Origin of the sequence: Nocardia sp. NPDC059764, from assembly GCF_042732555.1 — a bacterium.
In the GTDB taxonomy this organism is placed as follows: Bacteria; Actinomycetota; Actinomycetes; order Mycobacteriales; family Mycobacteriaceae; genus Nocardia.
The window spans coordinates 1-22,406 of sequence record NZ_JBHWHH010000123.1 but is presented as its reverse complement, the minus strand read 5'-3'; the positions used below and the strand labels follow the sequence as shown (position 1 = coordinate 22,406).

The window sequence follows — 22,406 nt, the reverse complement described above, 5'->3', positions numbered from 1 at the left end:
GGTCCGAACGTTGCGAATTAAGAGATAACGGACATCAGCCCAGGCCTCGCGATTTCCTGCTCCCCCATCGCGATTCGTCCGCCGCAGGTGTTTCGCCCGATCCGCGTCCGGGCGATCATTGGGTATGACCCACGTCACGGACAGCCCCCGGACCGCCCCGAGTGATCATCGGACGGCTCAGGGTGATCATCGGACCGCGCTGCGCACCTGCCCGCTCTGCGAGGCGGTGTGCGGACTCGAACTCACCCTCGACGGCAGCGACCGCATCGTGTCGGTGCGCGGTGATCGCGCCGACCCCTTCAGCAAAGGCTTCGTCTGCCCCAAGGGCGCGACCCTCGGCCACCTGGACGGCGACCCGGACCGGCTCACCCGGCCCATGATTCGCGATCGCGCCACCGATACCTGGCGGGTCGCGAGCTGGGACGAGGCCTTCGGGATGATCGGGGAACGGCTGCCGCAGGTGTCGGCCGCGTACGGCAATCAGGCGGTGGGCCTGTACCTCGGCAACCCCAACGCACACACCGTGGCCGGTGCGCTGTACGTGCCGCTGCTGATCCGGGCCCTGGCCACCCGCAGCCTGTTCTCCGCCAGCACCGCCGACCAGATGCCCAAGCAGGTGTCGAGCGGGCTCATGTTCGGCGACCCGCTCACCGTGGCGGTGCCGGATCTGGACCGGACCGACTACCTGCTGATGCTGGGCGCGAATCCGCTGGAGTCCAACGGATCCCTGTGCACCGCACCGGATTTCCCGGGCCGATTGAAGGCGCTGCGGCAGCGCGGCGGCCGCTTCGTGGTGGTGGATCCGCGCCGCACCCGCACCGCCAAGCTGGCCGACGAGCATCTGTTCGTGCGACCGGGCAGCGACGCCTACCTGCTGTTCGGGATCGTGCACACACTGTTCGCGGAGGAGCTGACCGACATCCGGGTCGAGGTGAACGGGCTCGACGAGATCCGCGCCGCCGCGGCCGATTTCCCGCCGGAGCTGGTCGCCGCGCGCACCGGGGTGCCCGCCGAGACCATCGCGCGGCTGGCCCGGGAGCTGGCCGCCGCGCCCACCGCCGCCGTCTACGCCCGGATCGGGACCTGCACCGCCGAGTTCGGCACGGTCACGCAGTGGCTGGTGGACGTGGTCAATGTGCTGACCGGCAACCTGGACTCGCCCGGCGGGGCCATGTTCGCGACCGGCGCGGCGCTGGGCATCGTGCGGTCGCGGCCGTTCCGGACCGGGCGCTGGGGCAGCCGGGTGCGCGGCCTCCCCGAGGCCATGGGCGAACTGCCGGTGGCGACGCTGGCCGACGAGATCCTGACGCCCGGGGACGGGCAGATCCGGGCCATGGTGACGGTGGCCGGCAATCCGGTGCTGTCCGCACCCAGTGGCGCGCGCCTGGATGCCGCTTTCCAGGGCCTGGAATTCATGGTGAGCGTCGATCGGTACCTCAACGAGACCACCCGGCACGCGGACGTGATTCTGCCGCCTCCGCGCGTCACACAGTCCCCGCACTACGACTTCGCGCTGCTCAATTTCGCGGTGCGGAACTACGCCCGCTACTCGCCGCCGGTGACGGCGCTGGGCGAGGACGAGCTGTCCGAGGCCGAGGTGATGGCCCGGCTGGCCCTCGCGGTGTCCGGGCAGGAGCCCCGCTCCGCCTCCCCGCGCTCGCCGGGGCTGGATCCGCTCACCGTGGTCGACGAGATCGTGATCGCCGGGACCCTGCACAAGGCCGGGATGGCCGATCGGCGTGCGGAACTGCTCGGGTCGAACACCACCGAGCAGCGCCTGGACCTGATGCTGCGGCTGGGCCCGTTCGGCGAGTGGGCGGCAGCGGCGAAGGCTCCGACGGCGCCGTCCGCTGCGGGCGATGCCGATTCCGGGGACTCGACCGAGAACTGGGCGGGTCGGCTGAATCTGCAAGTACTGCTGGATAATCCGCACGGCATCGACCTCGGCCCGCTGCGCCCGCGCCTGCCCGGCGCGCTGCGGACGGCGTCGCGGAAGGTGGAGCTGGCCCCCGCGCAGCTGCTGGCCGATGTGGCCCGGCTGCGGGCGCGCGCGGCGGACCGCCGGCCGGAGATGGTGCTGGTGGGCCGGCGACAGCTGCGCTCCAACAACAGCTGGCTGCACAACGTTCCGCCGTTGGTGGGCGGGTCGAACCGGTGCACGCTGCACATCCATCCCGAGGACGCGACACGGCTGGGGCTGGACGGGCGGGCCGTGGTGAAGTCGGCGGCGGGCACGGTGACCGTGGAGCTGGAGCCGACCGAGGACATCATGCCGGGGGTGGTGAGCCTGCCGCACGGCTGGGGACACGAGGACAGCGCGCAGGCGGTCGCCCGCACCCATGCCGGGGTGAACGCCAATGTGCTGACCGATGATTCGCTGGTGGATGTCCCCTCGGGGAACGCGGTGTTCAACGGGGTGCCGGTGACGCTCACCCGAGCCTGATTCCGGAGCCGTCGCGAAAAGACCTTTCGGTATTTATGTTTCGAGTACCGAAGATCAGCGCCAGCTAGGGGGATGAAAACGATCGAGCCCGGCGCGAAAGTCTGCAAAATGGACAAAACAGGAATGCGAAATCCCCGCGCCCCCTGGGGATCTCGCATACCCGCGCCCCGAAAACGACCGGTAGCATCCCCGCAGCTAAGGGACGACGTCCCTTGTGAGCGGTTTCATCCGGGAGGATCCTCGCATCGGGAAGGTTCGTCCGGCATCAGTCGAAGCACCCTTACCAGGGCAGATATGCCGGTTCACGCATTCGCCACACGAAAATAGTTAAACCGTATAGGATTTCAGATGGCCGTAGTTCGTGGCCGAGCCTCTTCCATCCGGTATTTCAGCTACCAAAGGGGGCGCACGATGCCCGGGGTCAGAAACGGCAGCGACGGCGAGCGGGAACTGCAGGATCGGTACGGCACCGAGGACCGAGCAGAGCGCTTCTACTCCGATCAGGTACGGGATCGGCTCAATACCCACATGATCGATTTCATCCGCCGGATGGATATGGCCTTCATCGCCACCGCCGACAAGCACGGCGAATGCGATGCCAGTTTCCGCGCCGGCAACCCCGGCTTCCTGCACGTGATCGACGAACGCACCGTCGCCTACCCCGAATACCGCGGTAACGGCGTGATGGCCAGCCTCGGCAATGTGCTCGAGAACCCGCACGTCGGCATTCTGATGATCGACTTCGTGCAGGACCTGATCGGCCTGCACGTCAACGGCACCGCCCGCATCGTGGACGACGCGCTCATGCGCCGCTGCGTCCCGGATCTGCCCGCCGAGTCCCGCGGCCGTATGCCCGAGCGCTGGGTGGTGGTGGATGTGGAGGAGGCCTACATCCACTGCCGCAAGCACATCCCGCACCTGGTGCCCGCGCAGCGGGAGGCCCGGCAGTGGGGCACCGACAATATGCGCGCCAAGGGCGGTGACTACTTCCGGGCCAAGGAAGAGACCAGCGCCCTCGTCGAATCCTGAACCGCGCCTATTTGATCTTGAAGATCACCGCGCGCTGGACGATGAAGTTGATCACGGTGGCGGTGCCCTGCGCCACACAGAACGCCAGGGCGATCCGCCACCAGGCGTCCGGCAGCGCGTAATAGCAGAGCTGGTTGATCCCCACCTGCAAGGCGAAGGTCAACGCGTACAGGGCGATCACCGCGAGGAACCGCTTGCGATTCGGCTCGGCCTGGAAGGTCCAGCGCCGGTTGATCAGGTACGCCGTCGTGGTGCCCGCGATGAAGCTGATCGACTTGGCCACCGGCAACGGCAGGCCCACCACCGTGAAAAGCAGGGTGTACAGGCCGAAGTCCACGACCGCGGAGAAGATGCCCGTCGCCAGGAAGCGAACGATCTGCGTCTTGAGATCGACATCCGTGCCACCCGGTTCGTCGACCAGGGGCAGCTCGGGCGGCAGGGGCAGATGGGGTTCCGCGGTCACAACGCAGAAGAGTAATGCCCGCGACATTGGACACAAGCCTCGGAACGGTTATGCCTGTAGCCTCTATGCCGATGTCCACGAAAGCTCAGACCACTACCGAGGCCGCCGCCGAGCCCAGCTCGAACGGTGACAGCCCCGTAGTCGGCAAAGAAAAAGAGGGCACCGTGTCACAGCAGGGTTCGTTCGACCTGCCGACGCAGACCCGGCGCTTGACCGGTTGGGGACGCACCGCGGCCACCACCTCGGAAGTGCTCTCCACCAGCGACCCGGAACTGATCGCCAAGGCGGTCGCCATGGTCGCGGAGGACAACGACTCGAAGCCCGCGCACCTGCGTCGCGGCGTCATCGCCCGCGGCCTGGGCCGCTCCTACGGCGATCACGCGCAGAACGCCGGCGGCCTGGTCGTCGACATGACCGCGCTCAACCGCATCCACCGCATCGACCGGGACTCCCGGCTGGTGGACGTGGACGCGGGCGTGTCCCTCGACCAGCTGATGAAGGCGGCGCTGCCCTTCGGCCTGTGGGTTCCGGTGCTCCCGGGCACCCGGCAGGTCACCGTGGGCGGCGCGATCGGCTCCGACATCCACGGCAAGAACCACCACAGCGCGGGCAGCTTCGGCAATCACGTGCGGTCCATCGATCTGCTCACCGCCGACGGCAAGGTGCAGACCATCGGGCCGAAGAAGAACGCCAAACTGTTCTGGGCCACCGTCGGCGGCAATGGCCTGACCGGCATCGTGCTGCGCGCCACCATCGAGATGACGCCGACGGAGACGGCCTACTTCATCGCCGACGGCATCAAGACCACCAGCCTGGAAGAGACCATCCGGGTCCACTCGGACGGGTCCGAGGAGAACTACACCTACTCCTCGACCTGGTTCGACGCGATCAGCGCGCCGCCGAAACTGGGTCGCGCCAATGTGTCTCGCGGCCGGCTGGCGAAACTCGACGAGCTGCCCAAGAAGCTGCGCAAGAATCCGCTGAAGTTCGATGCGCCGAATCTGCTGACGGTGCCGGATATCTTCCCGAGCTTCGCGGTCAACAAGTTCACGCTGGGCATGGTCGGCGAGGCGTATTACGCGCTCGGCGGCAATTACAGCGGCAAGATCATGAACTTGACGCAGTTCTACCACCTGCTCGACGTGGTGTCGGAGTGGAATCGGGCGTACGGTTCGGCCGGATTCATCCAGTACCAATTCGTGCTGCCGCCCGAGGCGCTGGACGAGTTCACCAAGATCATCGTGGATATCCAGCGGTCGGGTCACCACTCGGCGCTCAATGTGCTGAAGTTCTTCGGTCCGGGCAACCCGGCGCCGCTGAGCTTCCCCATGGAGGGCTGGAACATCTGCGTCGACTTCCCGGTCCGCCCGGGTCTCAACGACTTCGTGCGCGAACTGGACCGCCGCGTCCTGGAATTCGGCGGTCGCCTCTACACTGCCAAGGATTCGCGCACCGACGCGGAGACCTTCCACAAGATGTACCCGCGGATCGACGAGTGGATCAAGATCCGCCGGAGCGTCGACCCCACAGGCGTTTTCATGTCCGATATGGCGAGAAGGCTGGAGCTTCAGTGATCAATGCGGTAGGCAACCCGCAGTCCATTCTGCTGCTGGGCGGCACCTCGGAGATCGGCTTGGCGATCTGCGCCGAGTACCTGAAGAAGGGCCCCGCGCGCATCGTCCTGGCGGCCCTGCCGGGTGACCCGCTGCGCGAGGACGCCGTGTCGCAGATGAAGGCGGCCGGGGCCTCCGAGGTCCAGGTCGTCGACTTCGACGCGCTCGACACCGGCAGCCACCCGGCCGTGATCGACGCGGCCTGGGCCACCAGCGATATCGACGTGGCCATCGTCGCGTTCGGCATCGACGGCGACGGCGAGATCTTCTGGCAGGACCAGCGCAAGGCCGTCATGATGGCCGAGATCAACTACACCGCCGCGGTGTCGGTGGGTGTGCTGCTCGGCGAGAAGATGAAGGCGCAGGGCTTCGGCCGCATTCTGGCCATGTCCTCGGTCGCCGGTGAGCGGGTGCGCCGCTTCAACTTCGTCTACGGCTCCACCAAGGCCGGCCTGGACGGCTTCTACCTGGGTCTGGGCGAGGCCATCGCCAAGTTCGGCCCGCGCGTCACGGTCATCCGCCCCGGCATGGTGCGCACCCGGCTCTCCGCGCACGCCAAGGAGAACGGTCTCACCGTGAACAAGGAAGACGTCGCGCAGCTCGCGGTGTCCGCCTCGGAGAAGGGCAAGGAAATCGTCTGGGCCCCGGGCGTTTTCCGCTACGTCATGATGATCCTGCGGCACGTGCCGCGCCCGATCTTCCGCAAGCTGCCCATCTAGGCGAGTTTGCGATCAACGCCGCATTCCGGTCCCGGGGTGCGGCGTTTTTCATTTCCGGCGGGTCCGCCCCGGCGAGAGGTCCGCGCACGCGGCACTGGCTAGGCTGACCGGCGGTCCATGACACGAATGCGGAGGGCTGGTGCGGATGAGCGAGCGGGCGAGCGGGCGAGCGGCGGTGCTGGCGCGGCAGGCCGGTAATGCGGCCGGGGAGGCCGTGCTCGCCGCCGTGGTGGCGGCCGTGGTGGCCGCGATCGGGCTCGAGGCGTTCTCGGTCGTGCACTGGCCGGCGTTCAACTCCTCCAATGTGACCCGGGCGCTCACCACCGTCGGGCAGGTGGCCGCGCTGGCCATGCTGGTGGTCGCGGTCGTGTTGCTACGCCTGCGCACATGGGGGTGGGTCGCGAAACTGCTGTCCTGGGGCGGACTTTCGGCCTTCGTGACCGTGACGCTCGGCATGCCGCTGGCCGCGACCAAGCTGTACCTGTTCGGCATGTCCGTGGACCAGGAATTCCGGACGCAGTATCTGACGCGACTGACCGACAGTGCGGCGCTGCGCGATATGAACTACGCCGAACTGCCGCCGTTCTATCCGGCGGGCTGGTTCTGGCTGGGCGGCCGGTTCGCGAGCCTGACCGGCATGGCCGGGTGGGAGGCGTTCAAGCCCTTCGCGATCATCGGTCTGGCGGTCGCGGCGACTGTCGCTCTGGTGCTGTGGTCCACGTTGATTCGCGCGGATTGGGCGGTCGCTGTCGCCGCCGCGACCACCGCGGTAACCCTGGCCTACGGTGCGCCCGAGGCCTACAGCGCGGTGCTCACGCTCTTGCTGGGACCCGCGCTGGTACTGGCCTGGGGCGCGCTCTATCGGCCCGCCGAGTCCGGCGAGGACATGGAGACCACCGCGGGCGGCTGGGGCGCTGTGGTGGGGACCGGGTTGTTCCTCGGCCTCGGAGCCACCTTCTACAGCCTCTACTTCGGTGTCGCGGTCTTCGCGGTGTGCCTGATGGCCGTCATCGCCGCGGGGCTCGCCGTCCGATCGCAACACACCTGGCGGGCCATCTGGCCGATCCTGGTCCGGCTCATCGGAATCGGTGCCATCGCGGGCGTGCTGGCGCTCGCCGTCTGGACCCCGTTCCTACTGAAGTTCCTGTCCGGCAAGGCATCTTTGGGCTCCGGCTCCGCGTTCCACTACCTCCCCGAGACGGGTTCGCGGCTGCCGCTGCCGATGACCGAGTTCGATTTGCTGGGTGTGTTCTGCCTGGCCGGAACCATCTGGCTGGTGCTGCGTGCGGGCAGTTCGCGGCGCGCACAGGCGCTGGGCATCGGCGTGGTGGCCATCTACCTGTGGTGCCTGCTGTCCATGGCGGCGACGGCGGCCGGAACCACCCTGCTGTCGTTCCGGCTGGAGTCGCCGCTGCTGGCGCTGCTGTCGGCGGCGGGCGTGTTCGCCTTCGCCGAGGGTGCGCGAGCGGTCTACCAGGCGCTGAACGAGCCGAGCCGGTTCCGGATCGCGGCGGCCGCGGTGGCGCTGGCCGGGGCGATCGGGTTCAGCCAGGGCATTCCGACGGTGCTGGCCACCGAGATCACCACGGCGTACACCGATACCGACGGCAATGGGGATCGCGCCGACAAGCGGGCTCCGTCAGCGGTTTCCTACTACCGCGAGATCGACGCGAAACTGCTGGAGCAGACCGGGCGGCCGCGCGACGGCAGCGTGGTGCTGACCGCGGACACCAGCTTCCTCGCGATCTACCCATACTTCGGATTCCAGGCGCTCACTTCGCATTACGCGAACCCGTTGGCGGATTTCGCGGCGCGCACCGCCGAGATCCAGCGCTGGAGCACGCTGAAGACGCCGCAGGAGCTGACCGACGCGCTCGAGCACTGCCCGTGGCGGGCGCCGGACGCATTCCTGTTCCGGCGTTCCGGCGACGGCTACACGCTGCGGCTGTCCCAGGACGTCTACCCGAACGATCCGAATGTGAAGCGCATCACGGTGACGCTGCCCAAGGCATTGTTCGATGACGGGCACTACCGCATCACCGATATCGGACCGTTCACCCTCGTCGTGCGTGCCTGAGGGAGTGGGCGAGACAAGGATCACTTATCCCCAAAAATGAGGCGGAATCTGGGGATAACTGTCCGATTCTGTGGATAACCTCTCGACTTGCCCGTGCAATCTCAGCCGGAAGCTGTAGCGTGGGCCGCTGATTGCAAGGCACAAGGAGTTATGCGTTGGCACAGGGGCGGGAAACCGATCGGGGGAACGAAACGGGCTCGGCGGTGCCGGTTCTCGACCGCGTCACGCCGAATACGGCCCGTCCCAACCTGACTCGCGCGCAGCGCACGGCCGCACGGCTACGCCTGGCACGAGCCGATCTGTTCGTCGCGGGCGCGTACCTGTCGCTGGCGGTGCTGGTGCTGTCCGGTCAGTGGAGGCACACCGACCGCGGCTACCTGATCAAGAGTGGCCAGGACCAGACCATGTGGGAGTGGTTCTTCGCGGTCACCGCCCACGATGTCTCGCATCTGCACAATCCGCTGGGCACCACGCTGCAGAACTATCCCGACGGCGTGAACATGATGGCCAATACCGCCATGTTCGGCGTCGGGGTGCCGCTCACCCCGGTCACGCTGCTGTTCGGGCCGACGGTCACCTTCGTGCTGGTGCTCACCCTGGGCCTGTGCGGCACCGCGTTCGCCTGGTACTGGCTGTTCTCCCGCGAACTGGTGCCGTCCAAATTCGCTGCGGCCGTGGGCGGCCTGTTCTGCGGTTTCGCGCCCGCCATGATCTCGCACGCCAATGCCCACCCGAATTTCGTGCTGCTGGCGCTGCTGCCGGTGATCGCGCTGAAGGTGATCCGGATGGCGCGCCGCGCGGCGGCGGGCGCCGAGGTGACTCGCGGTCGCCGCAACAAGGACGCCTTCGTGCTGGGCCTGCTGGTGGCGATGCAGATCGCGCTCGGTGAGGAACCGCTGCTCATCTTCGCGCTCGCCTTCGGTCTCTTCGCGCTGGTCTACCACCTGCACGCCCCGAAGACCGGGCTGCGGATGGTGCGCGCTCTGGCCCCGCCGGTACTGCTGGCGGCGCTGATCACGGTGGCGCTGACCGATATTCCGCTGTGGTGGCAGTTCTTCGGGCCGCAGTCCTACCGTTCCATCGACCACGGGCCGATGAAGAACGACCTGAAGGCGCTGTTCCAGTTCCCGTCCGAGTCCCTGGGCGGCATGTTCTCGCACGGCCAGAACGTGGCCATCAACGCCACCGAGGAGAACTCGTACTTCGGCTGGCCGCTGTGGATCGTGGTGGCGGTGGCCATCACCCTCATGTGGCGGGAGCGCGCGGTGCGCGCCGCCGCCGCGGTGATCGCCCTGTTCACGATCCTGTCGCTGGGCGCCTCGGCCACCATCGGCCTCGGCGACACCGGCATCGTGCTGCCCTGGAAGTGGCTCGACCATGTGCCGCTGCTGAATTCGGTGCTGGAGTCCCGCTTCACCATGGCCGCCATCCCCGCCATCGCGGTGGTGCTGGTCCTGGCCACCCAGCGCGCCCTGGACTACTGGAGCGTCTCCGCCACCGACTGGCGGCCACTGGCCCTGTTCGCCGCCCTGGTCTTCGCCCTGCTGCCGCTCACCCCCACCGTCCTGCCGGTGGTCCAGCGCGCCCCCACACCCGCGTTCTTCACCGACGGCACGGTGCGCCACTACGTTTCGGGTGGCTCCGTCGTCATCGCCCCGCCGCCCACCGCCCCCGACGCCCGCGCCCTGCGCTGGCAGGTGGACTCCGGCTTCGAATTCCCCCTCGCCGGAGGCTATTTCGTCGGCCCCACCGGCTCCTCCAAGAAGGGTCGCTACGGCCCCGACGACCGCCCCACCGCAACCCTGCTGACCAAAGCCCAGCAGTCCAACAAGATCCCGGCGATCGACGAGTCCGACCGCATCCGCGCCCTGGTCGACCTCCGCTACTGGCAGGCCGACGTCGTCGTCCTCCCGCCCACCGACAACGCCGACACCCTCCGCCTGACCCTGGACCAGCTCCTCGGCTTCCCCGCCAAGTACGTCGACGGCGTCTGGCTGTGGGACGTCCGCACCCTCCTGCACTGACCCCGCGTCAGCGGGCCGGCGGCGTGCTCACCTTGGTGTAGGTCGCTCCGGGGTAATTCGCGCCGGAGCGAACCAGCGTGCCGCCCCGAAACTCGACATCGGTCCGGGGTGCGGACACCGGGCAGCCGTGATCGCTGCCGGTGGGTTCGAGCCGGGACTCGCCGACCGAGATGCGGGTCGACAGATTGCTGGACTCCAGCAGTGCGGTGTACGAGCAGATGCCCTGGCCGCCGCCGGGCAGCGTGATCTTCTCGGTGAGGGTGAAGACCTGGTCGCCGATATTGCCGCCGTTGATGGTCAGCGCGTAGTCGCCGTCGCCCGAGGGGCCGGTCTTCGCCGACCAGCGGCCCAGCACGGACCCGGGCACCTGCCCATCGGTCGCCGGGCGACCGGCGGAGGTGGGAGTGACGGTCGAGACCGGCGAGAACGCCTGGGTGCTGGACGCGTTCGTCACCTCCGCCGCCGAACCGAGGTATCGGAACAGGCCGTAGCCCAGGCCACCGGCGGTGACCACGAACAGCACGCCGAGAGCGGCCACGAGGACGCCGCGCCGCGGTCGGGTCGGACCGGCAACGGGTGCCGCGGGCGGTGCGGGTTCCGGTGGCGCGAGCCGGACGGCGTTCGGCGGTGGATTCGAGGGCGCGCCGCCCGGCAGCGGCGGTGTCACGAAATAAGTTGTCGGCGTGCGGGACTCCGCCGCGTCGCGCGCGGCGTTCATGAAGTCGGTGCAGGTCGGGTAGCGCTGCGCCGGCTCCTTGGCGAGCGCGCGGCTCAGCACGTCGTCGAGCGCCCGCGGCAGATCGGGCCGCACCTGGCTCAGCCGCAGCGGCGCGACCGCCGTGTGCGCGTGCACCCAGCCCAGCGGATTGTCGGCGTCGAAGGGGCGGCGGTCGGTCAGCAGCACGAAAAGCGTGCAGGCCAAGGAGTATTGGTCCGACTGCGGTCCGATGGGCGCGCCCGACACCTGTTCGGGTGAGGCGAAGGCGAAGGTGGCGGAGATGACGCCGGTCGCGGTCAGTTTGGTGGATTCGTCGCGCAGCCGGGCGATGCCGAAGTCGGTCAGCAGCGCGCGCTCGGTGCGGCCGTTGTCGGCGGGCGCGAGCAGCAGGTTGGAGGGCTTCACATCCCGGTGCAGGACACCCTTGCCGTGCGCGTAGTCCAGGGCGCCGGCGATCTCGGCCCCGATGCGCAGGGCCCGCGCGGGCGCCACGGCCCGCAGCAGTCCGGCGTCCGGGCCGTCGACGTACTGCATGGAGATCCACAGCAGGTCCTCGGCGACGCCGCGATCGTAGACGGACACGATGTGCGGGTGGTCGAAGCGGGCGGTGAGGTCGGCTTCGCGCTGGAAGCGCCGCCAGGTGTCCGCCTCGGTCATCAGCGCGCTCTGGTGCATGATCTTGAGCGCCACCATGCGGGGTAATCGGGGATGTCGCGCCACGTAGACCGATCCCGACCCCCCGGTCCCGATCCTCCGCTGAATCACATGCCCGGCCACGATCTCACCGGGACGGAGTTCCGCCATGCCCCCGCTTCTCCATTCCTCGCCGACACCGCACACCGACGACCTGTCGATCTTCGCCGAAGCGCGCGTGTCGTGGGAACCCTATCGAATTCCGGCCGGTTAAAAGACTTTCGGTTCTCAGTTGGTGCGGGTGTAGGTGACGGCGCCGCTGCGGGAGAGGGCTCGGGTGATGCGGCCGTCGGTGAGGACGAGTTCGTGGGTGCCTTGGACCAGGCAGCCGTCGGCGTCGCCGGTGACCAGGTTGCCCGCGCCCACGGTGATGTCGGCGGTGCCGGGGACGCCGAGCAGTCGGTAGTCGAAGACGCAGATGGGGCGGCTGTCCCGGAGGACGGTGGAGGTGACGACCACGTCGTTGAGGTTGCCCTGGCGGATGGAGAGGCGGTAGCGGTCGGCGTTGGCGGTGCTGGTGCCGGACCAGCCGCCGACGAAGGCGGAGGGGACGCGGCCCGCGGGGGCCGGTGGGGTGGTGGCGGCGACCGTGGTGACGGCGGTGGGGGCGGCCGAGGCGACGGTGGGGACTGCGGCGGACAGCGCTGTGCCGGAAGATCTTCCGTGGCTTTCGAGGTTCATGGTGACGACGATGGCGCTGCCGCCGATCACGGCGGCGGCCAGCACGGCCAGCAGCCCGGTGACCACGCCACGGCTCACACCCGTCGACACCGGGACGGGTTCGGGGGCTCGATGCCGGTGGGGCGCGGCGTCTTCGAAGGATCCGGTGCGCGCGCCGTAGGCGACGCCATAGGCCGGTGCGCCGGGGTTGGTGCGGTGGCCGCCGGCGAGGGCGGTGGGATCGGTGCGGGGGGAGCGAAGCAGGGTCGGGTCGGTGCGCGGGGAGCGCAGGACGGACGGGTCGGTGACGAAACCGGGCGGCGGGATGTTCGCGGCCGGGTTCAGGATGGTTTGCGCGGAACCTGTTTGCCAGGCGTGCCAGGCGGCGTCGGCGAAATCGGTACAGCTGGGGAATCTCTCGTCCGGGTGTTTGGCCAGGGCGCGGTCGAAGACCGGGTCGAAGGCGGCGGACAGGTCCGGGCGGAGCTGGGTGACGTGCAGGGGCGGGGTGCTGGTGTGAGCGTAGATCCAGCCCGCGAGGTCGGTGGCCAGGAACGGTCGGGTACCGGTGAGGAGCACGAAAAGGGTGCAGGCCAAGGAGTATTGGTCGGTGCGTGGGTCGAGGTAGCGGCCCGAGACCTGTTCGGGGGAGGCGAAGGCGAAGGTGGCGGAGATGTCGCCGGTCTTGGTGACGTGGGTGGTCTCGTCGCGCAGGCGCGCGATGCCGAAATCTGTGAGCAGGGCGCGTTCGGGGCGGCCGTCGGCGGCCGGGGAGAGCAGGATGTTGGAGGGCTTCACATCCCGGTGCAGCACGCCCTGGCCGTGCGCGTAGTCGAGGGCCGAGGCGATGCCGCCGCCGATGCGCAACGCCCGTTCGGGGGCCAGGCCGGTGACGCCGTCGGCGTCGGGGCCGGCCACGAATTGCATGGCGATCCACAGTCTTCCGGCGTCCATGCCGCGGTCGTAGACCGACACGATGTTCGGATGGTCGAAGCGGGCGGTGATGTCGGCCTCGCGTTCGAAGCGCCGCCAGCCCTCGGTGTCGGCGTCCACCTCGTCGCGGTTGAACACTTTGAGGGCGGCCAGGCGGGGTAGCCGGGGATGACGGGCGGCGTAGACGGTGCCCGATCCCCCGGCCCCGATCCAGCGTTCGATGACATATCCGGCGATCTCCTCGCCCGGCTTCGGATCGGCCATGATCGCGCACCTACCTACGTCCGTGGAACCCTGCTACTTCAGTGGAGCCCTGTCGAGCCAGTCGGTCAGGAGGTTGTTCACCGTGTGCCCGGGCCAGTGCAGCACCATGACGAAGCGCGACCGCGGATCGCCGTCGGGGAAGGAGACCGCGGCCAGCGCGCGCTGGGTCTCGCTGTCCCGGGTGACGGCCGGATCCACCGTGGCCGCCGTGGTGACGGTGAGATCGCCCGCCACGTCCTGATGCGTTACCGGGGTGACCCGGGCATTGCCGCCGAAGAACAGCGCGGCCACGGATTTGCCCGGGCGGGTGTCGAAGTCGAGGAAGTCGAAGCGCGGCTGACCGGTGGCGTCCTCGGCATTGCAGCGCACCCGGTGCGCGCCCTGGACCGCCTCGTCCGGGCCGGGATCCTTGGGACGGCAGGACCCGCCCTGCCAGCCGACCGCGGTGCCGTTGGCGGCGAGCTGACCGATCAGGCTGGGGAAGGCGCGGGCGATGGCGGCGTCCGCACGGCCCCAGGAGGAGATCAGGGTGTCGGCGCTGGTGTACGTGATCAGGCCGCTCACATCGGTTTTGCGGCTGACCCGCCCGTCGGGCAGCAGGGTGAGAGTGGTGGGCCCATTGGCGCGGCAGGCATTGGAGGGCTCACGCACCACGATCTCGGAGGTTCCGATGATGAGCCGGTCGCCGTCGCCGGGCACCTGGTCGAGCGGGGCGGAGAATTCGCAGTGGAACGGAAACCCGTTGGGCAGTACGCCGTCCACCCGGTTGGACAGCACCGGATCGCCGATCTTGGCCTGTTGCACGGTAAGCCGGTAGTTGGTCTGGCCCTCGGTGGCCAGCCAGGTGCCCACGAACCGGTCGGGCACCATCGCCTGCGCGGTCGGCGGGGACGGCGAGTTGCCCTGGTCGAGGGCGAATCCCACGCCCGCCGCGGTCACCGCCGCCACCGCCGCCGGGATCAGCACGCGCCGCTGTAACCGCCCTTGCCACAGCGGTTTCCGTCTTCGCCTGCCGATGCTCCGAGGCGGTGGATGCGGCAGGCGGGCACGGGCGGTGACGGCCAGGGCCGGATCGGAGTAGTACGCCTCGGTGGCGGCGTAGGCGAAATCCACGCAGCTGTCGAAGCGGTCCTCCGGGTCCTTGGCCAGGGCGCGGTCGAACACGTCGTCCAGGGTGTCCGGGAGCGCCGGGTTCAGTTCGCTCAACCGCCGCGGCTTCTCCTGTGTATGAGCGTGCACCCAGGCGAGTGGATTATCGGCGGTGAAGGGCCGCTGGTCGGTGAGCAGCACGAACAGCGTGCAGGCCAGCGAGTATTGATCAGATCGCGGACCGACCGGTTTTCCGCTCACCTGCTCCGGTGATGCGAAAGCGAAAGTGGCGGAGATATTTCCGGTATGGGTGAGCTTCGTGGTCTCGTCGCGCAGCCGCGCGATGCCGAAGTCGGTGAGCAGCGCCCGCTCCGGGCGACCACTCTCCGGGTCGGCGATGAGGATGTTGGACGGCTTCACATCCCGGTGCAGCACACCCTTGCCGTGCGCGTAATCCAGCGCGGCCCCGATCTCACCGCCGATGCTCAACGCCCGTTCGGGCGAAACATGGTGCAGTTCACCGGCATCCGCGCCGTCCACGAACTGCATGGAGATCCAGAACCGGTCCTCGGCGACGCCGCGGTCGTAGATCTGCACGATATTGGGATGGTCGAAATGCGCCGCGATATCGGCCTCACGCTCGAAACGCCGCCACACTTCGTCGTCTTCGGCGACCTCGTCACGTTTCAAGATCTTCAGAGCCGTGAGCCGGGGTAACCGCGGATGCCGGGCCGCATAGACCACGCCCGATCCCCCGGCCCCGACCCGCCGCGCGATCACATACCCGGCGAGAACTTCGCCAGGTCGCAGCTCGGTCATGATTCCTCTTGTCTTCCGGCCCGGCCCCACGCCCAGTTCGGATAACAACCATCATAGAGTCGTTCTTCGTGCGCGCAGACTCCCGAGCGTTCCACCGCATCCGCATCCTCGCCCTGGTGTCCGGTCTTCTCGGATTCCTGCTGGCGGTGATCACACCGATCCTGCCGGTGCAGCAGGACCGGCCCACTCTGCATTGGCCACAAGGGGATACAGCCGACGTGGCCGCGCCCCTGGTCTCCTATGTGCCGTTGAGCCTGGACGTGACGCTGCCGTGCCAGGTGCTGCGGGAGCTGCCGAGCGGGACGCTGTTCTCGACGGTGCCCGCCGCCTCCGGGCAGGCCGAGACCAAGGGCCTGGTCGTCAAGGTCACCGACGAACCCGGCAAGGGACCCGTCCTCTCGGTGCTGGTGCGGTTGATTCCGCTGCTGTCCGCGCCCGTCGCCGAGATCGGCGACTGCGGCGCCGTGACCGTGCGCTCCGACGCCACCCAGACCCGGGTGGAATTCGCCGGGGTCGCGCGCAAGGACGGGACGCCGTTCGTCGGCACCGTCGGCGGCGACACCCGGCCGCAGGTGGTGGGCCTGTTCACCGATCTGAAGCGGGAGCAGCTCGGGAACGCCTCCGCCACCGTGCGGATCGACGCGCGCTTCACCTCCAGCCCGACCTGGCTCAAGCGGCTGGCGACCATCGGCGCGGTGCTGTTCACCCTGCTGTCGCTGTACGCGCTGCACCTGCTCGACACCGCCGACGGCCGCAAGCCCCGCCGCTTCCTGCCCGCGCACTGGTGGCGGGTGCGGCTCGCCGATGTCGCGGTGCTGGGCACGCTGGTGGTGTGGCACTTCATCGGGGCCAACACCTCCGATGACGGCTACATCCTGAATATGGCCCGGGCCTCGAAGTATTCGGGCTACATGGCCAACTACTACCGCTGGTTCGGGGTCGCCGAGGCGCCCTTCGGGTGGCCGTACGAGGTACTGGCCTGGATGACCCGGATCAGCGATTCCAGCCCGTGGATGCGGTTGCCCGCGCTGCTGGCCGGCATCGTGTGCTGGCTGGTGATCAGCCGGGAAGTGCTGCCGCGCTTGGGCTCTCGGGTGCGGCGCGACCAGGTCGCGATCTGGACCGCCGGCCTGGTGTTCCTGGCCGCCTGGATGCCCTACGACAACGGCCTGCGACCGGAACCGCTGATCGCGGCGGGCGCGCTGCTGACCTGGTGCTCCATCGAACGCGCGATCGCCACCGGGCGGCTGCTGCCCGCGGCCGTCGGCGTGCTGATCGCCGCCTTCTCGCTGGCCGCTGGGCCGACCGGCCTGATCTGCATCGCCGCCCTGATCGCGGGCGCGCGGCCGGTGCTGATGGTGATCATCAAACGCGCCGGGCAGCAGCGCGGTTCGTGGCTGGTGCGCTACGGCGCGCTGCTCGCGCCCGGCATCGCGGCCGGAACCCTGGTGCTGGTGGTCGTTTTCGGTGATCAGACCCTGGCCTCGGTCATGGAGGCCACCCGGGTGCGTACCCTGATCGGCCCCAATGTGGCCTGGTTCGACGAGCGCACCCGCTGGGACGCGCTGCTCATGCTCTCCCCCGACGGCTCACTGGCCCGCCGGTTCGGCATCCTCGCCATGCTGCTGAGCCTGGGCGTGTGCGTGATGGTGATGCTGCGCAAGAACGGCCGCATCCCGGGCACCTCGCGCGGTCCGTCGGCGCGGGTGCTGGGCATCGTGTTCATGTCGCTGTTCCTGATGATGTTCACGCCCACCAAGTGGACCCACCACTTCGGCGTGTACGCGGGCCTGGCCGGATCGCTGGCCGCGCTGGCCGCGGTCGCGGTGGGGGTCAACGGGATTCGCTCGCCGCGCAACCGGACGCTGTTCACGGCGGCGGTGTTCTTCCTGCTGGCCATGACCTTCACCGGCTCCAACGGCTGGTGGTACGTGTCCAGCTACGGCGTGCCGTGGTTCGACAAGGCTCCGCTCGTCGCGGGCAAGGGGTTCTCCACCCTGTTCCTGGGATTGGCGGTGCTGTGCCTGCTGATCGCGGCCTACCAGCACTTCCGGGAGCCGTACACGACGCCGCGGCCGGTGCGCGGCTTCGACAAGTTCGCCAGCATGCCGCTCACCATCGCGGCGGCCGTCCTGGTGCTGTTCGAGGTGTTGTCGCTGGCCAAGGCGGCCGTCGGCCAGCACCCGGCCTACTCCATCGCCCAGTCGAATCTGCGTGCGCTGAAGGGCGATTCGTGCGCCCTGGCCAACGAGGTGCTGGTGGAGACCGATACCGCGGGGTCGCTGCTGCACCCGTGGACCGGCTCCGACGCCGACGGTCTGGCCGCCCAGAACACCGGGTTCACCCCCAACGGCGTGGCCACCGACCTCACCGCGGACGCCGAGGAGACCGTCACCGGCGGCGCCAACTCGGTGAACGGCAAGTCCGGCAACAAGACCTCCAAGACCACCGGGGCCGGCACCGGCGGCGGCAAGAGCGAGCAGGCCGGTATCAACGGCAGCTCGGTCGCCCTGCCCTTCGGACTGGATCCGGCCAAGACCCCCGTGCTGGGCAGCTACACCGATGGCGAGCAGCAGGTTTCGAAGCTCACCACCCAGTGGTACAACGCCGAGAAGCTGAACTCGGTGCGCGACAACCCGGCCTACCAGGTGCTGGTGGTGACCGCGGCGGGCCGCATCAAGTCCTTCGACAAGGACGGCGTCCAGACCTATGGACAGGATCTGATCGTCGAGTACGGCACCCGCGACGCCGCGGGCGAGGTCCGCGATGTCGGCCAGATCCGGCCCATCGACATCGGCCCGAACCCGTCCTGGCGCAATCTGCGCATCCCGCTGGACCAGATTCCCGCGGGCGCGAACGCGATTCGCCTGGTCCTGAACGATGCCGACATCACGCCACGCCAGTGGCTGGCGGTCACCCCGCCCCGGCTGCCCGAGCTGCGGACGCTGAATTCCCTTGTCGGCGACCAGGCCCCGGTGCTCGAGGACTGGCACGTGGGCCTCGCGTTCCCGTGCCAGCGCCCGTTCGACCACCACGACGGCGTGGCCGAGGTGCCCGAATGGCGCATCCTGCCCGACCGCGTGGGCCAGGACGCCTCCAATGCCTGGCAGGACGACATCGGCGGCGGGCCGCTCGGCTGGACCGGTCTGCTGCTGCAGTCCCAGACCCGGCCGTCGTACCTGAACCACGACTGGCGACGGGACTGGGGCGCCCTCGAGAAGTTCACCCCGTATGCCCCGAACGCGAATTCACGCCCGACCCTGGACGTGACCGTCGAGACCCGATCCGGCCTGGCCAAGGACTCGCCGATCAAAGCCAAGTGAAAGGCGACGACTGATTTCGCGAGCTTCGGGGTGACTCGTCGGGGTACGTCCAGAATCGGGTGGGCAGGCGACCGCCGGCACGCGTCAGGAACTGGCGACGGCTCTCAGCTGTGCGCCAAGTCTCGAAGCGGCGGGGAAGCTACGATCAGCAACCGTGCCAGACGCCTCCGCAGTGCTCACGAAGCCGAACCCTCCGGCGACCGACCCCGCGAACCCGCGTGATTACCGGGTAGCGAAGCTGATAGCGATCGTCGCGGGCCTGCTCGGGGCGCTGTTCGCGCTGGCGACGCCGTTCCTGCCGGTGCAGCAGACCCAGGCGGAGGTGAGCTGGCCGCAGCGCGGTTCGCTGGATCCGGTGCAGGCGGCCCTGGTGTCGCAGGTGCCGATCGACGTGAACGTCGCCATCCCCTGTTCCGCGGTCGGGCAATTGGATCCGCGCGGCGGCATCCTGCTGGCAACGGCGCCGCCGCAGGGCAAGGGCGCGGACCTGGAGGCCATGTTCGTCCGCGTCTCCGGCGACAGCGTGGACGTGCTGGACCGGAATGCCGTGGTGGCCACCGCCACCCGCGCGGAGATGAACGAGTGCTCGAAGCTCGTCATCACCTCCGACAGCAAGGAGACCTACGCCGGCTTCGAGGGCGTCACCCGCACGGTCGAGAAGACCACCCCCGACGGCGGCCGGGAACTGGTCACCGTACCGATCGAGGGCCGGCTGCTGGGCGACCTGCGGCCGCAGGTGGTGGGCGTCTTCACCGATATGAAAGGCGGCGTCCCGGAGGGCCTTTCGTTCCATATGACGGTGGACTCGCGATACTCGTCCTCGCCGACGCTGATCAAGCTGGTCGCGATCATCGCCGCCGTGCTGCTCACCCTGCTGGCCATGGGCGCGCTCGCGGTGCTGGACACCAGCGACGGCCGCGGGCACCGGCGCATCCTGCCCGCGCACTGGCTGAAGCCGACCTGGGCGGACGGCGGCATCATCGGCACCCTGCTGCTGTGGCATTTCGTGGGCGCCAACACCTCCGACGACGGCTACATCCTGACCATGGTGCGGGTCGCCCCGCACGCGGGCTACCTGGCCAACTACTTCCGCTGGTTCGGCGTGCCGGAAGCGCCGTTCGGCTGGTACTACTATGTCATCCAGGCCTTCGCCGAGGTCTCCACCGCCAGCCCGTGGGTGCGAATTCCCGCGCTGCTCTGCGGAATCCTGTGCTGGCTGGTGATCAGCCGCGAGGTGGTGCCGCGCCTGGGCAATGCGGTGGCGCGGTCCAAGGTCGCGCTGTGGACCGGCGGCCTGGTGTTCCTGGCCTTCTGGCTGCCCTACGACAACGGCCTGCGCTCGGAGCCGATCGTGGCCCTGGGCGCACTGCTGACCTGGGTCTCCATCGAGCGGGCCATCGCGACCTCGCGACTGCTGCCCGCCGCGGTCGCGGTGCTGGTGGCGGCGTTCACGCTGGCGGCGGCGCCGACCGGTCTGATGTGTGTGGCGGCTCTGCTCGCGGGCATCCGGCCGCTGGTCGCCATCGTGGTGCGGCGGCGCAAGCAGTTCGGTGACGTGGCGCTGCTGGCCCCCATCGCGGCCGCCGGAACCCTGGTGCTGGTGGCGGTTTTCGCCGATCAGACCTTCGCCGGGATCATGGAGGCCAACCGGGTGCGGCAGGTGACCGGGCCGAACCTGGCCTGGTACAAGGACTATCTGCGCTACTACTACCTGTTCGTCGAGACGGTGGACGGCTCGCTGGCCCGCCGCTTCGCGTTCCTGCTCATGATCCTGTGCCTGATGACCACCATGCTGGTGCTGCTGCGCCGGCGACAGGTGCCGGGCATCGCGAGCGCGCCGACCTGGCGCCTCATGGGCGTGGTCTTCGGAACCATCTTCTTCATGATGTTCAACCCGACCAAGTGGACCCACCACTTCGGTTCGTACGCGGGCATCGCGGGCTCGCTGGCCGCGGTGACCGCCGTCGCGGTGTCCGCCACCGCGCTGCGGTCCCGCAAGAACCGCTCGGTCTTCCTGGCCGGGCTGCTGTTCACCCTCGCCGTCGCCTTCTCCGGCATCAACGGCTACTGGTACGTCTCCAGCTACGGCGTGCCGTGGTACGACAAGACCGTCTCCCTGCACGGCTTCCAGTCCAACACCCTGATGCTCATGCTGTTCGGGCTGGCGCTGGCGGTGGTGGCCTGGCAGTCGCTGCGCGAGGGCTACGCCAAGCCGATGGAGAACGGGAAGACCCGGCGCGGCAAGCGGATCCGCCGGTTCGCCGCGATTCCGCTCACCGTGGTCGCCGCGCTCATGGTGATCTTCGAGGTGGTGTCGCTGCTCAAGGGCGCGGTGCAGCAGTACCCGGCCTATTCGCTGGCCCGCTCGAACATCGACGCGGTCAGCGGCAAGACCTGCGGCCTGGCCAATGACGTGCTGGTCGAGGGCAATGTCAACAGCGGCAACCTGACCCCGATCATCGACCCCGCCCACCCGCCGCTGAATGGCGACCCGCTGGCCGGGGAGAACCCGGTCGGCTTCTCCCCCAACGGGGTCGCCGCCAAGCTCGACGCGGACGCCGTCGAGGTGAAGCCGGGTACCGGCAACACCTCCACCCAGACCGTCGGCCCGGCCTTCGAGGAGGGCCAGAACGCGGGCACCGGCGGCGGCAAGGGCGCGCAGGGCGTCAACGGGTCGACCGTGGCGCTGCCGTTCGGCCTGGACCCGGCCACCACCCCGGTGATGGGCAGCTACCAGGACGGCGTGCAGCAGCCCGCCTCGCTCACCTCGAGCTGGTACCAGCTGCCGCAGCGTTCGGACGACTCCCCGCTGATCGTCATCTCGGCGGCCGGGCGCGCGATGTCGTTCGACGACACCGGCAATATGACCTACGGCCAGGACATCTTCCTGGAGTACGCGCACCGGAATCCGGACGGCAGCCTCGGCGAGATCCGGGCCTACCGGCCGCTGGACATCGGCCCCGCGCCGTCCTGGCGGAACCTGCGCATCCCGTTCTCGGCGCTGTCCGACGACGCCAATGTGGTGCGCATCCGGGCCAACGACCCGATCCTGATCGGTGACCAGTGGCTGGCGTTCACGCCGCCGCGGGTGCCGAAGCTGGTGTCGCTCGACAGCTACCTGGGCCGGACGCAGCCGATCCTGCTGGACTGGGCGGTGGGCCTGCAGTTCCCGTGCCAGCACCCGTTCGACCACCACAACGGTGTGGTCGACGCGGCTCCCGGGTACCGCATCCTGCCCGATCGCCCGCTGGCGATCAGTTCCACCAACACCTGGCAGGCGCAGGAATTCGGTGGCCCGCTGGGCTGGGCGCAGATGCTGGCGTCGTCGAAGACGGTCCCGACGTATCTGAAGGACAACTACGACCGCGACTGGGGTTCGCTGGAGCAGTACGTGCCGTACTACTCGAACCCAGCCGATCCGGGCAAGGGTGACTTCCCCAAGCCGGCGCAGATCGACACCCACGTGGTGAACCGCTCCGGGTTCTGGTCACCGGGCAAGATGCGGGTCTTCTGACCCGAGGCGTCAGGCATTCGGTGGC

12 protein-coding genes are annotated in these 22,406 nt (G+C 68.9%); 8 read left to right on the top strand and 4 right to left on the bottom strand.

What is annotated here, in order from left to right; translation table 11 throughout:
* The first annotated feature begins 124 nt into the window (after nucleotides 1-124).
* Together ACFV4K_RS24385 and ACFV4K_RS24380 are read left to right on the top strand one after the other, a co-directional pair.
* Nucleotides 125-2,443 carry a molybdopterin-dependent oxidoreductase gene (locus ACFV4K_RS24385; protein ID WP_379277965.1) on the top strand — a complete coding sequence of 773 codons (2,319 nt, stop codon included), beginning with the start codon at nucleotides 125-127 and terminating at the stop codon, nucleotides 2,441-2,443.
* A 411-nt stretch (nucleotides 2,444-2,854) separates the two neighbouring features.
* Nucleotides 2,855-3,472, top strand: coding sequence for a pyridoxamine 5'-phosphate oxidase family protein (locus ACFV4K_RS24380; RefSeq protein ID WP_379277964.1), 618 nt, complete (start codon nucleotides 2,855-2,857; stop codon nucleotides 3,470-3,472).
* A gap of 7 nt (nucleotides 3,473-3,479) precedes the next feature.
* Here ACFV4K_RS24380 and ACFV4K_RS24375 read toward each other — a convergent pair whose 3' ends face one another.
* Entirely contained in the window at nucleotides 3,480-3,962 is a 483-nt protein-coding gene (locus ACFV4K_RS24375) for a GtrA family protein (protein ID WP_379277963.1), read from the bottom strand.
* A 44-nt stretch (nucleotides 3,963-4,006) separates the two neighbouring features.
* On the opposite strand from ACFV4K_RS24375, the gene ACFV4K_RS24370 reads away from it, so the two are divergent.
* The 4 genes from ACFV4K_RS24370 (at nucleotide 4,007) to ACFV4K_RS24355 (ending at nucleotide 10,368) form a co-directional block, all read left to right on the top strand.
* The gene (locus ACFV4K_RS24370; protein ID WP_379277961.1) at nucleotides 4,007-5,509 is read left to right on the top strand and encodes an FAD-binding protein; all 1,503 of its coding nucleotides are present in this window, start codon (nucleotides 4,007-4,009) and stop codon (nucleotides 5,507-5,509) included.
* Nucleotides 5,506-6,267, top strand: a complete 762-nt coding sequence (locus tag ACFV4K_RS24365; RefSeq protein WP_379277959.1) for a decaprenylphospho-beta-D-erythro-pentofuranosid-2-ulose 2-reductase — start codon at nucleotides 5,506-5,508, stop codon at nucleotides 6,265-6,267. Before ACFV4K_RS24370 ends, ACFV4K_RS24365 begins: the two co-directional genes overlap by 4 nt.
* A 145-nt stretch (nucleotides 6,268-6,412) precedes the next feature.
* On the top strand, nucleotides 6,413-8,344 hold the full coding sequence (locus ACFV4K_RS24360; RefSeq protein ID WP_379277958.1) for a galactan 5-O-arabinofuranosyltransferase: 1,932 nt from the start codon (nucleotides 6,413-6,415) through the stop codon (nucleotides 8,342-8,344).
* A 203-nt stretch (nucleotides 8,345-8,547) separates the two neighbouring features.
* Nucleotides 8,548-10,368, top strand: coding sequence for a glycosyl transferase (locus ACFV4K_RS24355; protein WP_379277966.1), 1,821 nt, complete (start codon nucleotides 8,548-8,550; stop codon nucleotides 10,366-10,368).
* Between the two features lie 7 nt (nucleotides 10,369-10,375).
* Here ACFV4K_RS24355 and ACFV4K_RS24350 read toward each other — a convergent pair whose 3' ends face one another.
* The 3 genes from ACFV4K_RS24350 to ACFV4K_RS24340 all read right to left on the bottom strand — a co-directional run bounded on the left by ACFV4K_RS24350 (nucleotide 10,376) and on the right by ACFV4K_RS24340 (nucleotide 15,544).
* Complete coding sequence (locus tag ACFV4K_RS24350) at nucleotides 10,376-11,890, bottom strand: serine/threonine-protein kinase (protein WP_379277956.1); 1,515 nt, start codon at nucleotides 11,888-11,890, stop codon at nucleotides 10,376-10,378.
* Between the two features lie 117 nt (nucleotides 11,891-12,007).
* Nucleotides 12,008-13,636 (bottom strand): serine/threonine-protein kinase, encoded by a 1,629-nt coding sequence (locus ACFV4K_RS24345; RefSeq protein ID WP_379277954.1) that lies wholly within the window; start codon nucleotides 13,634-13,636, stop codon nucleotides 12,008-12,010.
* 33 nt (nucleotides 13,637-13,669) lie between these two features.
* Complete coding sequence (locus tag ACFV4K_RS24340; RefSeq protein ID WP_379277953.1) at nucleotides 13,670-15,544, bottom strand: serine/threonine-protein kinase; 1,875 nt, start codon at nucleotides 15,542-15,544, stop codon at nucleotides 13,670-13,672.
* Between the two features lie 68 nt (nucleotides 15,545-15,612).
* Here ACFV4K_RS24340 and ACFV4K_RS24335 point away from each other — a divergent pair, with 68 nt between their 5' ends.
* Together ACFV4K_RS24335 and ACFV4K_RS24330 are read left to right on the top strand one after the other, a co-directional pair.
* Nucleotides 15,613-18,867, top strand: a complete 3,255-nt coding sequence (locus ACFV4K_RS24335; protein ID WP_379277951.1) for an arabinosyltransferase domain-containing protein — start codon at nucleotides 15,613-15,615, stop codon at nucleotides 18,865-18,867.
* Nucleotides 18,868-19,021: 154 nt separating this feature from the next.
* Nucleotides 19,022-22,381, top strand: a complete 3,360-nt coding sequence (locus ACFV4K_RS24330) for an arabinosyltransferase domain-containing protein (RefSeq protein ID WP_379277950.1) — start codon at nucleotides 19,022-19,024, stop codon at nucleotides 22,379-22,381.
* Nucleotides 22,382-22,406: the final 25 nt, after the last annotated feature.

Bases quoted from the DNA above. Each gene is read 5' to 3' on its own strand.
- ACFV4K_RS24385 (WP_379277965.1), top strand. From the start codon at position 125: ATGACCCACGTCACGGACAGCCCCCGGACCGCCCCGAGTGATCATCGG.
- ACFV4K_RS24380 (WP_379277964.1), top strand. From the start codon at position 2,855: ATGCCCGGGGTCAGAAACGGCAGCGACGGCGAGCGGGAACTGCAGGAT.
- ACFV4K_RS24375 (WP_379277963.1), bottom strand. From the start codon at position 3,962: ATGTCGCGGGCATTACTCTTCTGCGTTGTGACCGCGGAACCCCATCTG.
- ACFV4K_RS24370 (WP_379277961.1), top strand. From the start codon at position 4,007: ATGTCCACGAAAGCTCAGACCACTACCGAGGCCGCCGCCGAGCCCAGC.
- ACFV4K_RS24360 (WP_379277958.1), top strand. From the start codon at position 6,413: ATGAGCGAGCGGGCGAGCGGGCGAGCGGCGGTGCTGGCGCGGCAGGCC.
- ACFV4K_RS24350 (WP_379277956.1), bottom strand. From the start codon at position 11,890: ATGGCGGAACTCCGTCCCGGTGAGATCGTGGCCGGGCATGTGATTCAG.
- ACFV4K_RS24345 (WP_379277954.1), bottom strand. From the start codon at position 13,636: ATGGCCGATCCGAAGCCGGGCGAGGAGATCGCCGGATATGTCATCGAA.
- ACFV4K_RS24340 (WP_379277953.1), bottom strand. From the start codon at position 15,544: ATGACCGAGCTGCGACCTGGCGAAGTTCTCGCCGGGTATGTGATCGCG.